The 14,623-nt window shown below is 63.9% G+C and carries 16 protein-coding genes; 4 read left to right on the top strand and 12 right to left on the bottom strand.

Annotated elements, in window-relative coordinates:
• Positions 1–65: 65 nt before the first annotated feature.
• Together uvrC and P9236_RS21300 are read right to left on the bottom strand one after the other, a co-directional pair.
• Positions 66–2,162 carry an excinuclease ABC subunit UvrC gene (gene uvrC, locus P9236_RS21305; protein WP_278076505.1) on the bottom strand — a complete coding sequence of 699 codons (2,097 nt, stop codon included), beginning with the start codon at positions 2,160–2,162 and terminating at the stop codon, positions 66–68.
• On the bottom strand, positions 2,159–2,923 hold the full coding sequence (locus P9236_RS21300) for an SDR family oxidoreductase (protein WP_278076504.1): 765 nt from the start codon (positions 2,921–2,923) through the stop codon (positions 2,159–2,161). The genes uvrC and P9236_RS21300 overlap by 4 nt, the downstream gene beginning before the upstream one ends.
• Before the next feature lie 412 nt (positions 2,924–3,335).
• Between P9236_RS21300 and P9236_RS21295 the strand changes: the two genes are divergently transcribed.
• Positions 3,336–3,992, top strand: a complete 657-nt coding sequence (locus P9236_RS21295) for an outer membrane protein (protein WP_278076503.1) — start codon at positions 3,336–3,338, stop codon at positions 3,990–3,992.
• A 68-nt stretch (positions 3,993–4,060) separates the two neighbouring features.
• On the opposite strand, the gene P9236_RS21290 is transcribed toward P9236_RS21295, so the two are convergent.
• The 4 genes from P9236_RS21290 to P9236_RS21275 all read right to left on the bottom strand — a co-directional run bounded on the left by P9236_RS21290 (position 4,061) and on the right by P9236_RS21275 (position 6,580).
• Positions 4,061–4,477, bottom strand: a complete 417-nt coding sequence (locus P9236_RS21290; RefSeq protein ID WP_278076501.1) for a GFA family protein — start codon at positions 4,475–4,477, stop codon at positions 4,061–4,063.
• 85 nt (positions 4,478–4,562) lie between these two features.
• Positions 4,563–4,940: a TfoX/Sxy family protein gene (locus P9236_RS21285; protein ID WP_278076500.1), complete on the bottom strand. Its 378-nt coding sequence runs from the start codon at positions 4,938–4,940 to the stop codon at positions 4,563–4,565.
• A gap of 216 nt (positions 4,941–5,156) precedes the next feature.
• A complete protein-coding gene (locus tag P9236_RS21280; protein ID WP_278076499.1) occupies positions 5,157–5,753 on the bottom strand; it encodes a glutathione S-transferase family protein in 597 nt (198 codons plus the stop codon).
• A 467-nt stretch (positions 5,754–6,220) separates the two neighbouring features.
• Positions 6,221–6,580, bottom strand: a complete 360-nt coding sequence (locus tag P9236_RS21275) for a hypothetical protein (RefSeq protein WP_278076497.1) — start codon at positions 6,578–6,580, stop codon at positions 6,221–6,223.
• 1,042 nt (positions 6,581–7,622) lie between these two features.
• Between P9236_RS21275 and P9236_RS21270 the strand changes: the two genes are divergently transcribed.
• Positions 7,623–8,216, top strand: coding sequence for a TetR/AcrR family transcriptional regulator (locus P9236_RS21270; protein ID WP_278076606.1), 594 nt, complete (start codon positions 7,623–7,625; stop codon positions 8,214–8,216).
• A gap of 257 nt (positions 8,217–8,473) precedes the next feature.
• On the opposite strand, the gene P9236_RS21265 is transcribed toward P9236_RS21270, so the two are convergent.
• The 3 genes from P9236_RS21265 to P9236_RS21255 all read right to left on the bottom strand — a co-directional run bounded on the left by P9236_RS21265 (position 8,474) and on the right by P9236_RS21255 (position 9,845).
• Positions 8,474–8,926 carry a hypothetical protein gene (locus P9236_RS21265; RefSeq protein WP_278076496.1) on the bottom strand — a complete coding sequence of 151 codons (453 nt, stop codon included), beginning with the start codon at positions 8,924–8,926 and terminating at the stop codon, positions 8,474–8,476.
• 108 nt (positions 8,927–9,034) lie between these two features.
• Entirely contained in the window at positions 9,035–9,397 is a 363-nt protein-coding gene (locus P9236_RS21260) for a DoxX family protein (RefSeq protein WP_278076495.1), read from the bottom strand.
• Between the two features lie 25 nt (positions 9,398–9,422).
• Positions 9,423–9,845, bottom strand: coding sequence for a VOC family protein (locus tag P9236_RS21255; protein WP_278076494.1), 423 nt, complete (start codon positions 9,843–9,845; stop codon positions 9,423–9,425).
• A gap of 181 nt (positions 9,846–10,026) precedes the next feature.
• On the opposite strand from P9236_RS21255, the gene P9236_RS21250 reads away from it, so the two are divergent.
• Positions 10,027–10,782, top strand: coding sequence for a helix-turn-helix domain-containing protein (locus tag P9236_RS21250; RefSeq protein WP_278076493.1), 756 nt, complete (start codon positions 10,027–10,029; stop codon positions 10,780–10,782).
• Positions 10,783–10,806: 24 nt separating this feature from the next.
• Here the strand turns inward: P9236_RS21250 and P9236_RS21245 are convergent, their stop codons facing one another.
• The 3 genes from P9236_RS21245 to P9236_RS21235 are packed head-to-tail and all read right to left on the bottom strand — an operon-like array spanning position 10,807 to position 12,942.
• Positions 10,807–11,655 (bottom strand): 23S rRNA (adenine(2030)-N(6))-methyltransferase RlmJ, encoded by an 849-nt coding sequence (locus P9236_RS21245; protein ID WP_278076492.1) that lies wholly within the window; start codon positions 11,653–11,655, stop codon positions 10,807–10,809.
• A 6-nt stretch (positions 11,656–11,661) separates the two neighbouring features.
• Positions 11,662–12,285: a hypothetical protein gene (locus tag P9236_RS21240; RefSeq protein WP_278076491.1), complete on the bottom strand. Its 624-nt coding sequence runs from the start codon at positions 12,283–12,285 to the stop codon at positions 11,662–11,664.
• A gap of 12 nt (positions 12,286–12,297) precedes the next feature.
• Complete coding sequence (locus tag P9236_RS21235) at positions 12,298–12,942, bottom strand: TetR/AcrR family transcriptional regulator (RefSeq protein ID WP_278076489.1); 645 nt, start codon at positions 12,940–12,942, stop codon at positions 12,298–12,300.
• A 136-nt stretch (positions 12,943–13,078) separates the two neighbouring features.
• On the opposite strand from P9236_RS21235, the gene P9236_RS21230 reads away from it, so the two are divergent.
• Positions 13,079–13,552: a carboxymuconolactone decarboxylase family protein gene (locus P9236_RS21230; RefSeq protein WP_278076488.1), complete on the top strand. Its 474-nt coding sequence runs from the start codon at positions 13,079–13,081 to the stop codon at positions 13,550–13,552.
• Positions 13,553–14,623: the final 1,071 nt, after the last annotated feature.

Genomic DNA, 14,623 nt, shown 5'->3' with positions numbered 1-14,623 from the left:
GAAGCCGATGTGGGGGGTCAACAGGCGAGATTCGATTGGTCAGCGCAAAATAGGCGCAAGAATGGTCAGCTGTCATGAAAATGGTTGTAGACCAGCTTCGCCACATGCTCGGAAATGCCGTCGACCTTGACCAGGTCCTCGACCGCGGCGCGGCTGACCGCCTTGGCGGTGCCGAAATGGTGGAGCAGCGCCCGCTTGCGGCCGGGACCGATGCCGGCGATCTCGTCGAGCGGGCTCTTGACCATCTCCTTCTTGCGGCGGGCGCGGTGCGAGCCGATGGCGAAGCGGTGCACCTCGTCGCGCAGGCGCTGGACGAAATAGAGCACCGGGTCGCGCACCGGCAGCATGAAAGAGTCTCTGCCCTTGACGAAGAAGCGCTCGCGCCCGGCGTCGCGGTCGGGCCCCTTGGCGATACCGATGGCGACGACGCGGTCCTCGATGCCGAGATCGGACAGGATCTTGCGCACCGCCGTCATCTGACCCTGGCCGCCGTCGATCAGGATGACATCCGGCCAGGCCGGGAAGCCGCCGTTGCCTTCGACAAGGTCCTCGGCCGTATCGTCCTCGGCCTCGGCGCCCGTCGCGCCTGAAGATTTGGTGTCGCCGTGTTCCCTGAGCAGCCGCGAGAAACGCCGCTCCATCACCTCGCGCATCATGCCGAAATCGTCGCCCGGCGTGATCTCGGTCGAGCGGATGTTGAATTTCCGGTACTGGTTCTTCACGAAGCCTTCCGGCCCGGCGACGACCATGGCGCCGACCGCGTTCGTGCCCATGATGTGCGAGTTGTCGTAGACCTCGATGCGCGCGGGCGGCTTTTGCAGGCCGAAGGTCTCGGCGAAACCCGTGAGCAGCCGCGCCTGGGTCGAGGTTTCCGCCAGCCGCCGACCGAGCGCCTCGCGGGCGTTCTGCAGCGCGTGGTCGGTCAGATCCTTCTTCTCGCCGCGCTGCGGCACCGAGATCGCTATCTTGCGTCCGGCGCGGGTGGAGAGCGCTTCGGCGAGCAACTCCTGCTCCTGCACGGCCTGGGAGAGAAGCAGCGCACGCGCCGGCAGCTTGTCGTCATAGAACTGCGCCAGGAACGAGCCCAGCACCTCGGCGGGCTCCAGCGCCGGATCGGCCTTGGGGAAGTAAGCGCGGTTGCCCCAGTTCTGGCCGGTGCGGAAGAAGAACACCTGGATGCAGGTCTGGCCGCCTTCCTGGTGGATAGCGAAGACGTCAGCCTCCTCGACCGTCTGCGGGTTGATGCCCTGATGCGCCTGCACATGCGAAAGCGCCGCGAGGCGGTCGCGATAGATGGCGGCGCGCTCGAAATCGAGCTCTGCCGAGGCCTGCTGCATGGCGGCCGAAATCTCGGTCTTCACCTTCTGGCTGCGGCCGGAGAGAAAATCCTTCGCCTCGGCGACCAGCTCGGCATAACCCTGATGCGAGATTTCGCCGGTGCAGGGGCCGGCACAGCGCTTGATCTGGTAGAGCAGACAGGGCCGCGTGCGGTTCTCGTAGAAGGAGTCCGTGCAGCTCCGCAGCAGGAAGGCGCGCTGCAGCGAATTGATGGTGCGCCCGACCGCGCCGGCCGACGCGAAGGGGCCGAAATAATCGCCCTTGCGCGAGCGCGCGCCGCGATGCTTGTAGATGCCGGGCGAGACATGGTCGCCGGTGAGCAGAATGTAGGGAAACGACTTGTCGTCCCGCATCAAGACGTTGAAGCGGGGCCTTAGCCGCTTGATGAGGTTCGCCTCGAGCAGCAGCGCCTCGATCTCGGTGCGGGTGACGACGAACTCCATCGTCGCCGTCTCGCGCACCATGCGGCCGATGCGCGCCGTGTGGAAACGCCCCTGCGCGTAGTTGGTGACGCGCTTCTTCAGGCTGCGCGCCTTGCCGACATAGAGCACGTCGCCGGCGGCGTTCATCATGCGGTAGACGCCGGGCTGATTGGGCAGCCGCTTGACGAAGGTCTGGATCACCTCGGCGCCGACCATGCCGTCGGCGTCGCCGGCATGCGGCGTCCAGTCTATCGCGGTGAAGGCGACGTCGGGACCGGCGAGAACTGCCTCGGGCTCGACGATCTCCTCCGCCGCCTCGTCCTCGATGTCGATTTCGGGGTCGACATCGGGCGGCAGATCGGCGGCGCCGTCTCGTCCATGCTTGTGATCTGCGGGACTCATTCCACCATGCCTGTCACATCCGGCGTCTGCCATGCAAGATGCTGGCCGCCGTCGAGCGCGATCATCTGGCCGGTCACCGAGCGCGCCTCCCAGAGATAGCGGATGGTGGCGCCGAATTCCGGCAATTGCGGGCCGCGCTTCAGGATCAGGCCTTCGACCTGCCTGCCGAAATCCTCGTCGTCCTGGCGCTTGTTCTTCAGCGTCGGGCCAGGACCGATGGCGTTGACGCGAATGCGCGGCCCCAGCGCCTGCGCCAGCATCTGGGTCTGCGTCCACAAGGCCGATTTCGACAGCGCATAGGAAAAATAGCGGGGCGTCGGCCGCCAGACACGCTGATCGACGACATTGACGATCAGCCCCTCCGCGCCTTCCGGCAAGGCGCTGGCAAAATTCTGCGCCAGCAGCGCCGGCGCCTTCACATGGATGGCGAAGTGGCGGTCCCAGGCCTGCCAGTCGAAATCCTCGACCCGGTCGTCGACGAACAAAGAGGCGTTGTTGACGAGCAGCGTCACCGGGCCAAGGGCGGCTTCGGAGCGGCCGACGACATCGCCGACCGCGTCCATGTCGGTGAGATCGGCGACAACCACGGCGGCGCGGCCGCCCTTGTCCCCGATGCGGCTTGCCAGGGCCTCGGCCTCGGCTCCGGAACGGTTGGCGTGGATGGCGACGGCAAAGCCATGCGCGGCCAGATCCTCGACAATCGCCTTGCCGATCCTTCTCGCTCCCCCCGTCACCAGCGCCACGCCAGCGGCTTCATTCATGTTGTCAATCCTCAATCGGCTTCACGATTCCGGGAAGCCGGCACAATATGACGGGCCAAGCGTTAAATGCCATTTCCACCTGGGGCAGGAATGTGGCGAAGCGGCCCGTATGCACGCTTGCCGGCCCGGATTCGGGGGTTCTCATAGCGCAATATATGTCGCCGGACCCCTTGAACCAAGCGGTGTGCAGCGCAACATAGTTAGCCTGCTGACATTCGCTGTTGCGAAGTTGCAACGTCACCTTTCAGCCTCATTCGCGCCAGGGAATGACCCAAGTTCAGGTTCGCTTCAGCCGTATTTCAACACGACATTTGGAACCGTTGAGCGCCAGGCCCGTTTTTCCCCCCGGACGGGCCGGGGCATTCATGAACATAAAAAGCCTAGTGTCTTGTGGCTTAAGGAGTAAACAACAATGCAAGCCAATCTCAAGTTTGCGCGGCCGCTGGCGGTTGCGCTCGGGCTCTTCGCCCTCGGCGGTACCGCTTATGCCGCGGACGTGGTCCAGGAAGAGCCGCCGGCCCCCGCCCCGGTCGCCGAACTCCCCGTCGCCTCCTGGGCCGGCCCCTATGCCGGTATCAGCCTCGGCTACGGCTTCAGCGGCCATGCCGATGCCAGGGACCAGGGCGTCAACGTGAAGACCAAGGGTTTCATCGGCGGCGTCTTCGGCGGCTATCAGTGGCAGCAGGAGAACTTCGTCTACGGCGCTGAAGCCGATCTCGGCTACAACGGCGTCAAGGGCGACAGCACCGGCATCCATGCCAAGGGCGGTCTCGAAGGCTCGCTGCGCGCTCGCCTCGGCTATGCGGTGACCCCGGAAATCCTGCTCTACGGCACCGGCGGTCTCGCCGCCAAGAACCAGAAGATCACGGATGACGCCCTCCTCACCAACGAAAGCAAGGCAATGGTCGGCTGGACGGCTGGCGTCGGCTCCGACATCAAGATCACGGACAACGTGTTCGGCCGCGTCGAGTATCGCTACACCGACTACGGCGACAAGGACTTCGGCGCAACCGGCAACGTCAAGTCGAAGGACAACCGCGTCACCTTCGGCGTCGGTATGAAGTTCTAAGTCGTCCAAGCCACGACACGGAAAGCCGGGCCTCGCGCCCGGCTTTTTTTGTGTTCGACGCCGGAGGATCAGGCGCCTGACTGATCCGCCGGCTGTTGCTGAAAGCCGTCATGGGCCGGAATCGACGGCAGCCGATCGAGCGATTTCGCGCGCGAGGGCATGAAGACCTGCGCGTCCGGCAGGTAGTCCTGCGGATTCGTCATGGTGGCGGCGTGAACGTGGATCTCGTGAGGCCATCTGTCGGAACGGAAATAGAGCCTCGTGCCGCAGGATGGGCAGAATCCGCGAAACGTGTTCGGGCTGCTTTCATAGTGGCTGATGTCGCCCGTCCATCTCAGTTGCTCCGGCCTCATGCCCACGAAGGCGGTGAAGGGAGCGGATGTCGCCCGCTGACAGTCGGCGCAGTGACAGACCAGGTTGCGTGTGACGTCGCCCGAATAGGCCCAGGTCACCGCCCCGCACATGCAATGTCCATCGAGCGCCATTGCTTCCTCCCCTGGCCCCTGCGTTTCTCAAGGCAGCTCGACAAATACTGGCACATCACAGTCCGGAAGGTGGCGGGCCAGCGGCTTATGCGCGCTTCTTTGCGACCTTGGTGGATTTGATCTTCGGCGGCAAAGTCTCAACGAGGGCCAGCGCGAGATCGAGCCAGCCGCCGAGCTCGGCTTCGCTCGCCGTGCCCTCCGGCGCGACATGGACATAGCCTTCCATCGATCGCCCGCCCATTTCCATCGGGCTCGCATAAGGCTGCGCGGCGGCCTCGCCATGCGCCTCCTTGCCGACGCGGACCAACAGGCCGCGCTTGGACGTGCCGATCAGCATGTTGCCGTTGATCATGAAACAGGTGCCGCCGAACATTTTCTGTTCGGTGAAGGCGCGCAGGCCGAGGGCTGCTCGCAGGCGCTCGACCATGGGGTCGGGTGCCGTACTGGTGACTGACTTTGCCATGCTCAGCCCTCCGCGATTTGCCCCTCCCTTCTCCCCTTTGTGGGAGAAGGTGGCCGAGCGAAGCTCGGTCGGATGTGGGGTGTTGGACGGATCGCTCCCTTGACGAGGTAGCGATCAAAATCTCTCCACTTTTAACATGCCTCATTTCTTCCAGCACCCCTCATCCGGCCGCTTCGCGGCCACCTTCTCCCACAAGGGGGAGAAGGAGAAGCGCTTTCACCCCGGCACACAGCCCTTTAGCTCCGGAAACTTCTCGTCGAAGCGCGCGGCCCAGCGGGTAAGCCGGCCGCGGCCCTTTTCCCACTGGCCGCCGAAGCGGAGCGCCAGATAGCCCAGGGTGGCGCGCAGCGCCATCTGGCCGGCGGTGATCTTCTTCGGCAGTTTCGGCGGGTTGGCGTTGAGGAGATCGAGCGCGGTGGTGATCTTCGCCCACTGGCGGTCGAGCCAGGGCTGATAGACCATGGTGTCAGGGCGCGTGCGCCGCTCATAGACCATCGACAGCGCGCAGTCGCAAATGCCGTCGGCCAGCGCCTCCAGCACCTCGGCCTCGAGCCGCTTGTCGGGATTGCGCGGGAACAGCGCATTCTTCGACAGCCGGTTGAAATGCTGGGTGATGGCGCGGCTGTCATGCACCGTTCGGCCATCCTCCAGCACCAGCACCGGGATCTTGCCCAACGGATTGGCCGATATCAGCTCCGCCGGCTTGTCCTCCGTCTTGACCGGGACGAGGTCGATGGCGATGCCGGCATAGGCGGCGGCCATGCGGACCTTCGAGCTGTAAGGTGACGTGGAGGCGTAGAGCAGCTTCGGCATAATCGGGTTCCCCAATTGTTTGCGCGCACTGTTGACCGAATGGGCTCCCGAGGGCAACGGCCAGCGATGGCAAATCCTGCCGCCAGCTGAATCGACCTCGTACTGCTGCGCTACTTCAGCGACCGCTCCATGATGATAGTGCGTTCGTCGCCATGAAGATCAGGCCGCTCACCGCCTCCGCATCGTCGTCGCTTGCCCGACGAACTGTAAGCTCCAAAACCACGAAGCAATCGTCCCTTCATTCGGCTGCCGCGAATTCGGGCTCAGCCCGACAATCGAAACGATCGTGTCGATCTGCTCTTGCCGCCGCAACAAAAAAGCTCCCGGAAATTTGCCGGGTGGCAAACTTCCGGAAGCTTCAGAGGGAGCGTACGCTCCGGCTTCGCTCGCCGTCACGCCGAACTGGCGAGAGGGACGCCGACGGCACCCGCCCTCACCTGTTGCGGTTCGCGCGCGAAACTGCGCGATTACTTCTTGGCTGGCGCCTTCTTTGCCGGCGCTGCCTTCTTCACCGCTGCCGTCGACTTGGCGGCGGCGGCCTTCATCGGCGCCTTGGCGGCCGGCTTGGCCGCTGCCTTCGCGGCGGGCTTGGCGGCCGGCTTCTTTGCCGGAGCCTTGGCTGCTGCCTTGGCGGCGGGCTTTGCCGCGGCCTTGGCGGCCGGTTTCGCCGCAGCCTTGGCGGCGGGCTTGGCCGCTGCCTTGGCCGGAGCCTTGGCGGCTGCCTTGGGTGCTGCTGCCTTCTTCACTGCAGGTTTCGCGGCAGCCTTCGGTGCCGCTTTCTTTGCCGGCGCTTTCGCCGCCGGCGCCTTGGTTGTCGTCTTTGCCATGCGATGCCCCTTGCGTTTTGCCCAAGGTCATGAGTGACCCGGCGTGCTCATGCATATCTGACTCGTGGCTATCTAGCCAGCGAAGCAACACAATGATTTTCAGATATTGAATTTTGGTTACACTGGCCGCGCCGACAAGGGTAACGACGCAAAAAACGACAGCGAATCTTTGTCGGCCGAAGTGAAATTGCCCTTCCGAGAATTCCCAACGCTGTCTATCGCACGATCATCCAGACATCTTGTCACCGCACAAAGAGCGGAATGTGAGCACACTGCTCATAATGGAAAATGAGCAGCGCGGCGGCGGTTTCATCTTGTCCAGCCGAAAGATCTACAGGTCAGGGTGAAGCAGTACCGGGCCCGGGCGCGACAAAGCTTGCCGCCTGGAAAGCGAGCTTACTGCTCACATTACAACAATTGTAGTATCAGGCGTCGGGCGGCTCCGGCTGGCCGTGCAGTCGACGGTACGGCTCGGCCCGATGCGGATGCACCGCATAGGTTTCCCAGGGCGGCGAGACCGCGATGGCGGCAAGCATGCGGCCGACCTCGCCACGATGATAGCCGCCGTGCAGGACGACGTGGTCAACATCTCCTGGCGGGTCATACGGCCCCTGTCACCGTCGGTGAAAGTAAAGGCGACCGGCTCCGCAAGCCATTGCTCCGAAACGGTTTCGGCATAGTCGAAATACCAGCGGTCGCTTTCCGCCATGGCGGCGCGCAGCTCGGCCGGCTCCGGCGTCTCCTCGGTGTTGTCGCTCGCATAGCCATACGCGATACCCGTAAGGTGCGCGGCAAAAATCCGCGACACGAAATGGATGTGGTCATCAGCCTCAGCGCGGCGTGACGTTCATTGGCGTTGCGAGACGGATCCATTCCGGACAAGCTTCCCCAGCAGTTCGTCATTCGCCCAGGCATGATGGACAAGCAGGCTCTTCAGCATCTGTCGGGCTCCATTTGCGTCGGAGTTAAATGTGAGTATCTTGTTTATATTCTCGGGAGACCGGCCAGGATGTCGACTCGCATTGCAAAGCCGGCCGCACGCATGCGCAAGGAGCCGCGCCAGGCGCGCTCCGTCGCCACTGTCGAGGCGATTATTGAAGCAGGTGCTCGCGTTCTGAGCGAGGTCGGCTGGGCGGGTTTCAGCACCAACAAGGTGGCCGAGGCCGCCGGTGTGAGCATCGGCTCGCTCTATCAATATTTCCCCGACAAGCTCGCCCTGGTCGACGCCATCCGTCGCCGCCACTTCGATCATGTGCTGTCGGTCATCCGCGAAGCCGCGGCCGAGGAGAAGCCGCTCAGGCAGTTCGCGCGCGAGCTGGTGCGCGGCATGATCGCCGCGCACAGCATCCACCCGACGCTGCATCAGGTGCTGCTCGACGAGGCGCCGGGCGACCGCGGCTCGCGCGCCGCGCATGCCTCGTTCCAGGCGCGCTATCTCGAGCACTATGCGGCGGCCGTGGCGCAATACCGCCGGCGCCGGAAGGACACCGAGACCATGGCGCGCGTGCTATCCTCGGCGATCGAGGGCGTGATCCACAATGCGGCGAGGCGCAACATGCTCGACGCGCCGGAGCTGCAGAAGCAGCTCGGCGAGATGATCTGCGCCTATCTGTCAGGCCAGGGCGCGCGGGCCTGACGATAGCGACGACGTCCTTTGGGCGACGCCGTCTTGGCGGATAGCCGAGGCAGATCTTTGCGAAATTGCCAATCGCAAAAGGCCGGTGCCGATTCCGCTGCGCCGACGAACTGACAGAGAATACAGTGAGCTCGCCTGCTGCTTACCCGTACCGATGCATGCTGCGCCGGCATATCATGCAAACGAGCAGCCCAGTCCGGCAACAATGCCCTTACAGGCCCGGAGGGACAGCGCCCCCCCCTCTGGCCTACCAGCAACTACCGCAGCACGCGGCAGCGGCCGTTATAGACCATCCAGCGGTCGAAGCCCGCGACGCAGAACTCGACATTGTCGCCGATCGAGGCAAAGCCCTGCCCCTCCTCGATCAGATACCAGATGGTGCGGTCGCGGCCATCCGACAGGCTGACTGTGGCGCCGCAATAGTGACGACCGATCGGCCATTCGTCGCTGGCCGGCAAATAGCGGTGCTGGTGGATGCGATGGAAGTCGGCGATCGCAACATTGGGCAGATGCGGTACGTGCTTGACCTGATAGGCGAAGCGATCGGTGATCTTGTTCAGCACCCAGGCCTCACCGCAGACGCTGCCGTCATTCTCGGTGTAGACGGAAAGATCGGCGGCATGCGCGGCCTGGGTGAAGCCAAGCGACGTGCCAAGCGGCGTCAAAAGCGAAATCAGCGCGGCAAGGGCGGAATGAGCGAAGCGAGTCATGACAGCCTCTCAAGGTCGATTGCGCGCACTGTGCGGATTCGCTCGGCGGCGGTCAAGCGGTTGCGAAGACAATGGTTTCCGGAAAGCAACAGTCGCAGGGCGCGCTCGCTAACCCGCGCCGGCCAGCAGCAGCCCGCCGATGACTGCGACGTTGATCAGAAAGGCGTTGCGCAGCGCCTGCCGCTCCGGCTCCTCGGAGACCCAGAAGCGCAGCAGCATGAAGTTCGCCGCCAGCGTGAACAGGATGAGCGCGGCGGCGGCGAAAGGCACGGCAAGGCCGAGAACAAGCATGATGCCGGCGACGATCTCGAGCGCCGAGCCGGCGGCCAGCATGAGAGCCGGAGCCGGGAATTTCCGGCTCGCCAGATAATTGCACATCGCCCTGAATTTCACAAAATGCTCGATGCCGGCGACGACGAACACGCCACCGATAAGAAGTGCGCCTATCGCCTGGATGGTTGCAATGGGCATATCGGCCTCCTGCGGGCTTTCCCGCTCAGCCCTTCGGGATGAAAGCGGGGTTGTAGACGACTTCCCAGAGATGATCGTCGGGGTCCTGGAAGTAGCCGGCATAGCCGCCCCAGAAGGTCTTCTGCGCCGGCTTGACCACACGCGCGCCGGCCTTGACGGCCTCAGCCATCACAGCGTCGACCTCGGCTTCGCTCGCCACGTTGTGGCCGATGGTGAGCTCGGTCGGGCTGCGGCCGCTCTGCGGCACCGTGGCGTCGTGGGCGATGCTCGAGCGCTCGAAGATGGCGAACTTCAAGCCGCCGGCGAGCTCGAAGAAGGCGACGGCGCCATGCTCGAACTCGCGGCCGATGATGCCTTCGGTCGGCAGGCCCAAGCCGTCGCGGTAGAATTTGAGCGATGCTTCCAGATCATCGACGCCGAGCGTGATGACGGTGATGCGAGCTTTCATTTCTCTCACTCCTTTCTATATTCGTGACCACGTCCGGGTCCGAATGCGGCCTCATGGAAGCGCCTGAAGCGCCGTGACCTTGCATTCGTTTTGCCACGGATGAGGCGGCCGGCATTGAAGATTTCGGCCAAAATGACCGACGTCGATCCGCCGGGGGATGCCGGAGCAGATCGGAGAAGACATGGAAGCGGTACTGGCCCAGTCCACCGGCTTCTTTCAGCAAAGGCCCGCTGCCGCGGGCCTGGCCAGCGCCTTTTGCGCGGTCTGGGTCCATCGCATGGCGGAGCAGGACGTTCCGCCGATCGTCATCACGCCGGACGCCACCATCGACCTGCAATGGATCGACGGCCGCTTTCGCATCGCCGGGCCGGACAAGGAGCCGCAGATCGAGAGATCGCCGGCCGGCTCGGTGATCGTCGGCTTCCGCTTCCGGCCAGGAGCCGCCGCCGGCTGGCTCGGCGTGCCGGCCGGCGAGATCGTCGGCGGCCGGCTCGATCTCGGTGAGATCTGGGGCACGCGCTCCAGAGAACTGTCCGACCGCATCAAGGCCGCGCCCGACCTCGCCGGCATGGTGCGGCAGCTGGAAAATATCGTCGGCGCGCATACCGAGGGGCGCGATGCGCTCGATCCGCTGATGGGCAGAACCTTCGAGGTCATCGATGAAGGCCTGCCGCCCGAGACGCCGCTGGTTCCCTTCCTGCAGCGCCACTTGCATATGAGCGAGCGGACGCTGCGCCGACGCTTCGAGGATGCTTTCGGCTATGGTCCGAAAACGCTCGATCGCATCCTGCGCTTCCATCGCTTCCGGCGCTTGCGCGAGAAGGCCGGCGACGCCTCGACAGCGGTGCTGGCGATCGAGGCCGGCTATGCCGACCAGGCGCATCTGATCCGCGAGAGCCGGCGGCTGACCGGCATCACGCCGGGGGCGCTGGCATAGCTCAATCTTCGTCCGGCCGCGATCTTACTCACCGGCCAGCCATTCGATCGTCCAGCGCGCGGGCTGTTCGACGGCAAGCGCTCCATGCAAGGCCGGCAGCAGCAGCCGCAATTCCCCCTCCAGCGTGAAGGGCGGGTTGACCACCACCATGCCACTGCCGTCAAGGCTGGGTTCGTTCGAGGCAGGCCGGATCTCGAAGCCGATATCGAGCAGTTTCGGAATGCCGGTTTCCTGCAGCGCCGCGCGGAAGGCGGCGACCGCCTTGCGGTCCTTGATCGGATACCAGAGCGCGTAGATGCCGCCCGGCCAGCGGCGATGCGCCCGGCGCAGGTTCTCGACGAGACGGGGGAACTCGCCCTCCTCCTCGAAAGGCGGGTCGACGAGGACCAGGCCGCGCTTCTCCTTCGGCGGCAGATGCGCGCCGAGCGCCAGCCAGCCGTCGAGCACGATCACCCTTGTCTGGAAATCGCCGGCAAAGACGGCTTTGAGCCGCGCGGCGTCCTCGGGGTGCAATTCGATCGCCGTCAGCCGATCCTGGCTGCGCAGGAGGTGCCTGACGACCAGCGGCGAGCCGGGATAGCGGCGGAGGCCGCCGCCGGGATTTTCCGCGCGCACCGCATCCAGATAAGGCTGGAGGAGCGCCGCCGCCCGAGGATCGAGGGCATGCCCGAACAACCGGCCGATACCGCCCTGCCATTCGCCGGTCTTGCCGGCCTCCACCGAGGCGAGGTCGTAGCGGCCGATGCCGGCATGCGTGTCGACAACGCGAAAAGCCTTGTCCTTCTGCTTGAGGTACTCGACCAGCCGGCTGAGCACGGCATGCTTGACGACGTCGGCGAAATTGCCGGCGTGATAGGCGTGGCGGTAGTTCATGTGCGCTTACCTTTGCGAACCGCCGCGGCCCCAGCGCGGCGGTGGCGGCTGCGAGTTCGGGTTCTGCGGCGGCTCGTTGCCACGGCCAAAGACCAGCGACAGCACCAGCCCTGCCAGCCCGATACCCATAAGCGCATAGCCTGCCGGCCGCGCCCTTTCGTCGATCGAGCCGGTGCCGGCGCGCAGGATCACATCGACGGCGCGCATGTCGATGCCGTCGGCATCGCCCGGACCGACGGTGAAGAGGTAAGGTCCGGGTGTGACCCTCTCGATGACGCCGGCCTCGTCGCGAAAGATCTTGTCGGGCAGTTGCGGGCTCACTTGGCGCGGATTGTCGGTGTGGTTGAAGGAGAGCGTCGAGGCGAGCGCCGTGCGGCCGCCGCTTGCCGCGGTCAGCGTCAGCACGGTGCGCTGCTGCGAGGCGACGCGTTCGGCCCGCGCGGTGAGGTCGACCAGCACCCTGACGGGCGCATCGTTTGCCGCGAGCCGTACGGTCGCCGGGCGGAAGCGTCCGCCCTCATAGACTCTGTAAGTGCCGATCGCATGGCCGGAGAAATTGCTCATCGCCCAGGGATAGAAGACGCCGATTGCGGCGCCGACGATGAGAACAAGAACCGAGAGGAAGCGCATCGAAAGCCCTGGTTACGATTTCTTTCGGGCGTGATCGCCTTTTTTGGCGGCCTCGCCCCGGGCAGCGTCGCGAATCCGCTCCATCTCGTCCAGAAACATCTCCAGGCCAAGCTCGAAAGTCTTGTCGAAACCGCTCGTGCCGAAATAGGCGCCGGCCGCCACGACACTCGGGTAATCGCGCGTCAATTCTTCGCCGCTGACCGTGGTGACCGCCGAAGGTCCCTTGGCGTAGCCCGCGGTCTCGTCGAGGATCGCGCCCATCACATAATAGCCGGCGGCGCGGAACAGGCGGGCGCTGAGTTCCGGCCCGAAGCCGCCATCCTCGAACAGGCCGATGATCGCATTCAGCTTGGCTAGGCAGGGCGGCGAGTTCATGCGGTAGACGACGATGAACGGCGCGAAGGCCGGGTGCTCGGTCGCGACGCGGCGAAATTCCTGCATGCCGATGCGAGCCCGCTCGCGCCAGGGCAGGCTGTTGTCCGGGATCACGAGCCCGCTCATCTGGCGGTCGACCAGCGCCTCGTAGAGATGCGCCTGCGAGGGGAAGTGATGGTAGATGCTCATCGCCTCGCAACCGAGCGCGGCGGCAAGCTTGCGCATCGAAAAGCCGGAGAGCCCTTCCCTTTCGATCACCTCGAAGGCGGCGTCCTCGATCATCTCGCGGGACAGCCTGCCGCGGGTTCGCTTTTTTTTGATCGATGAGTCCATGGCGCTGCTTGACAACTTACACTGTAAGGCTCATGTTCCGAAACACCTTACACCGTAAGGCTAACAAAAACCAGAGGAGAATATCATGTCCGTCATTCGCATCGTCTCGACCGTGCATTCCTGCCTTCGTTCCGCCTCGCTGCTCGCTGCCGCGGGCGTGCTTGCCACCATGCTGACCTCGGCGCCGGCCAGCGCCGACGACTACGACGCCGCCATCAAGGACATCCAGTCGACGATGGGCGGCGTGCCCGGTTTCGTGAAACAGTTCCCGAAAGCCGGTTTGCCCGGCGCCTGGGCCGAGGTCAAGGCCATCGAGCTCAGCGACAAGACGGCATTGTCGCCGAAGGTGAAGTCGCTGATCTCGCTGGCGGTCGCGGCGCAAATCCCCTGCAGCTACTGCATCTGGTCGGACACCGAGAACGCCAAGCGCGCAGGCGCCACCGACGAGGAGATCCAGGAGGCCGTCACCATGGCCGCCTTGACGCGCCACTGGAGCACCATCTTCAACGGCATGCAGGTCGATCTCGCCCAATTCAAGAAGGACATGGGCGGGGAGTGAAATCGGCCTCCCAGCAACGTGATCGTCCATAAACATGGCCCCGTGAACTGTGGGCCATGTTTCTTGTCCCACGCACGGTGATTGCCTGCCACGGGCCTAACAACTGGTGGGTGTGAGCGGCCCGCGAGCGCCGCTCAGGCGACCTTGCGCCTTGCATCGAAAATACGCTCAAACAGCTCGCTAAAATTAACCATGTTGCATAGTGCCACCGAGGGTGGGTTGCCGGCCAATGATTCGGCCGCGGGGGCAACCAAACATCTGCCCTTCAGTGGTAATTTTTAAATAGATTTCTTGTTCTCGGAACAGCCCCTAGCAATCTTCGGCTGCCAATACTTTGGACCAGATCAATCTACTGCTTTCAACGCATCCGGGAGCGGTAAGGCCGCCTTGATCGATTTGAAACCAGATCGGACTGCACCTACAACAACAGCGCAGCCCCCTGCCGCCGCAGTGAGCGACAACCCGCATTTCGGAAATGCCGCGTATATTTGCAGTCCGAGCGGCGTCGGAAAGCAAGCGCATTGCTTTCCGAGAGTCACCGGACCGCTTTCAGTACAAAATAGCTGACATCCGACCTGGCAGTGAAATAATATTGAATGCGCAGAGCACCGTAATGAAGTCTCTTTTTTGCGCTCTGCTATACAACGTCATGAGGCAAACCGACTCTCTTCATGATGCGCCGCAGCATGCGCGTTGTTTCACTGCGTTTGCACGGACGACACGCCGGCAATAGTTTCAACCACCGACACGTCCGATCGCGCCGATTATGATTAACCGCTGGCAAACCGGCGGGCTTAACGAAACGCTAATTCAGTTGACTGTGCCGCGCGCAGGTATATCTTTATATGCGTTGGGTGTGCAATTTGGGCGAGCAGTCCGCGATGGTGGCAGCCATTATTCGTGGATCGCGACTCAGGGGCGAAGGGACGCTGGAGCGGCGTAGATAAGCCGTACGGCAACGGCCCCGCGAACTCAGAAAAAACACATCGGTCGTAGCGGTTCCGCGCGTGCGAAGGAACCGCCGTGATTTGACCTGGTCGGGCGACGCTGTTGCCCCGGCCCGGAAGGCTA

This window comes from Mesorhizobium sp. WSM4884 (genome assembly GCF_029625675.1).
GTDB lineage: Bacteria > Pseudomonadota > Alphaproteobacteria > Rhizobiales > Rhizobiaceae > Mesorhizobium.
Note: the sequence above shows the minus strand (reverse complement) of the source record. Positions and strands in the feature narration are given on the sequence as shown.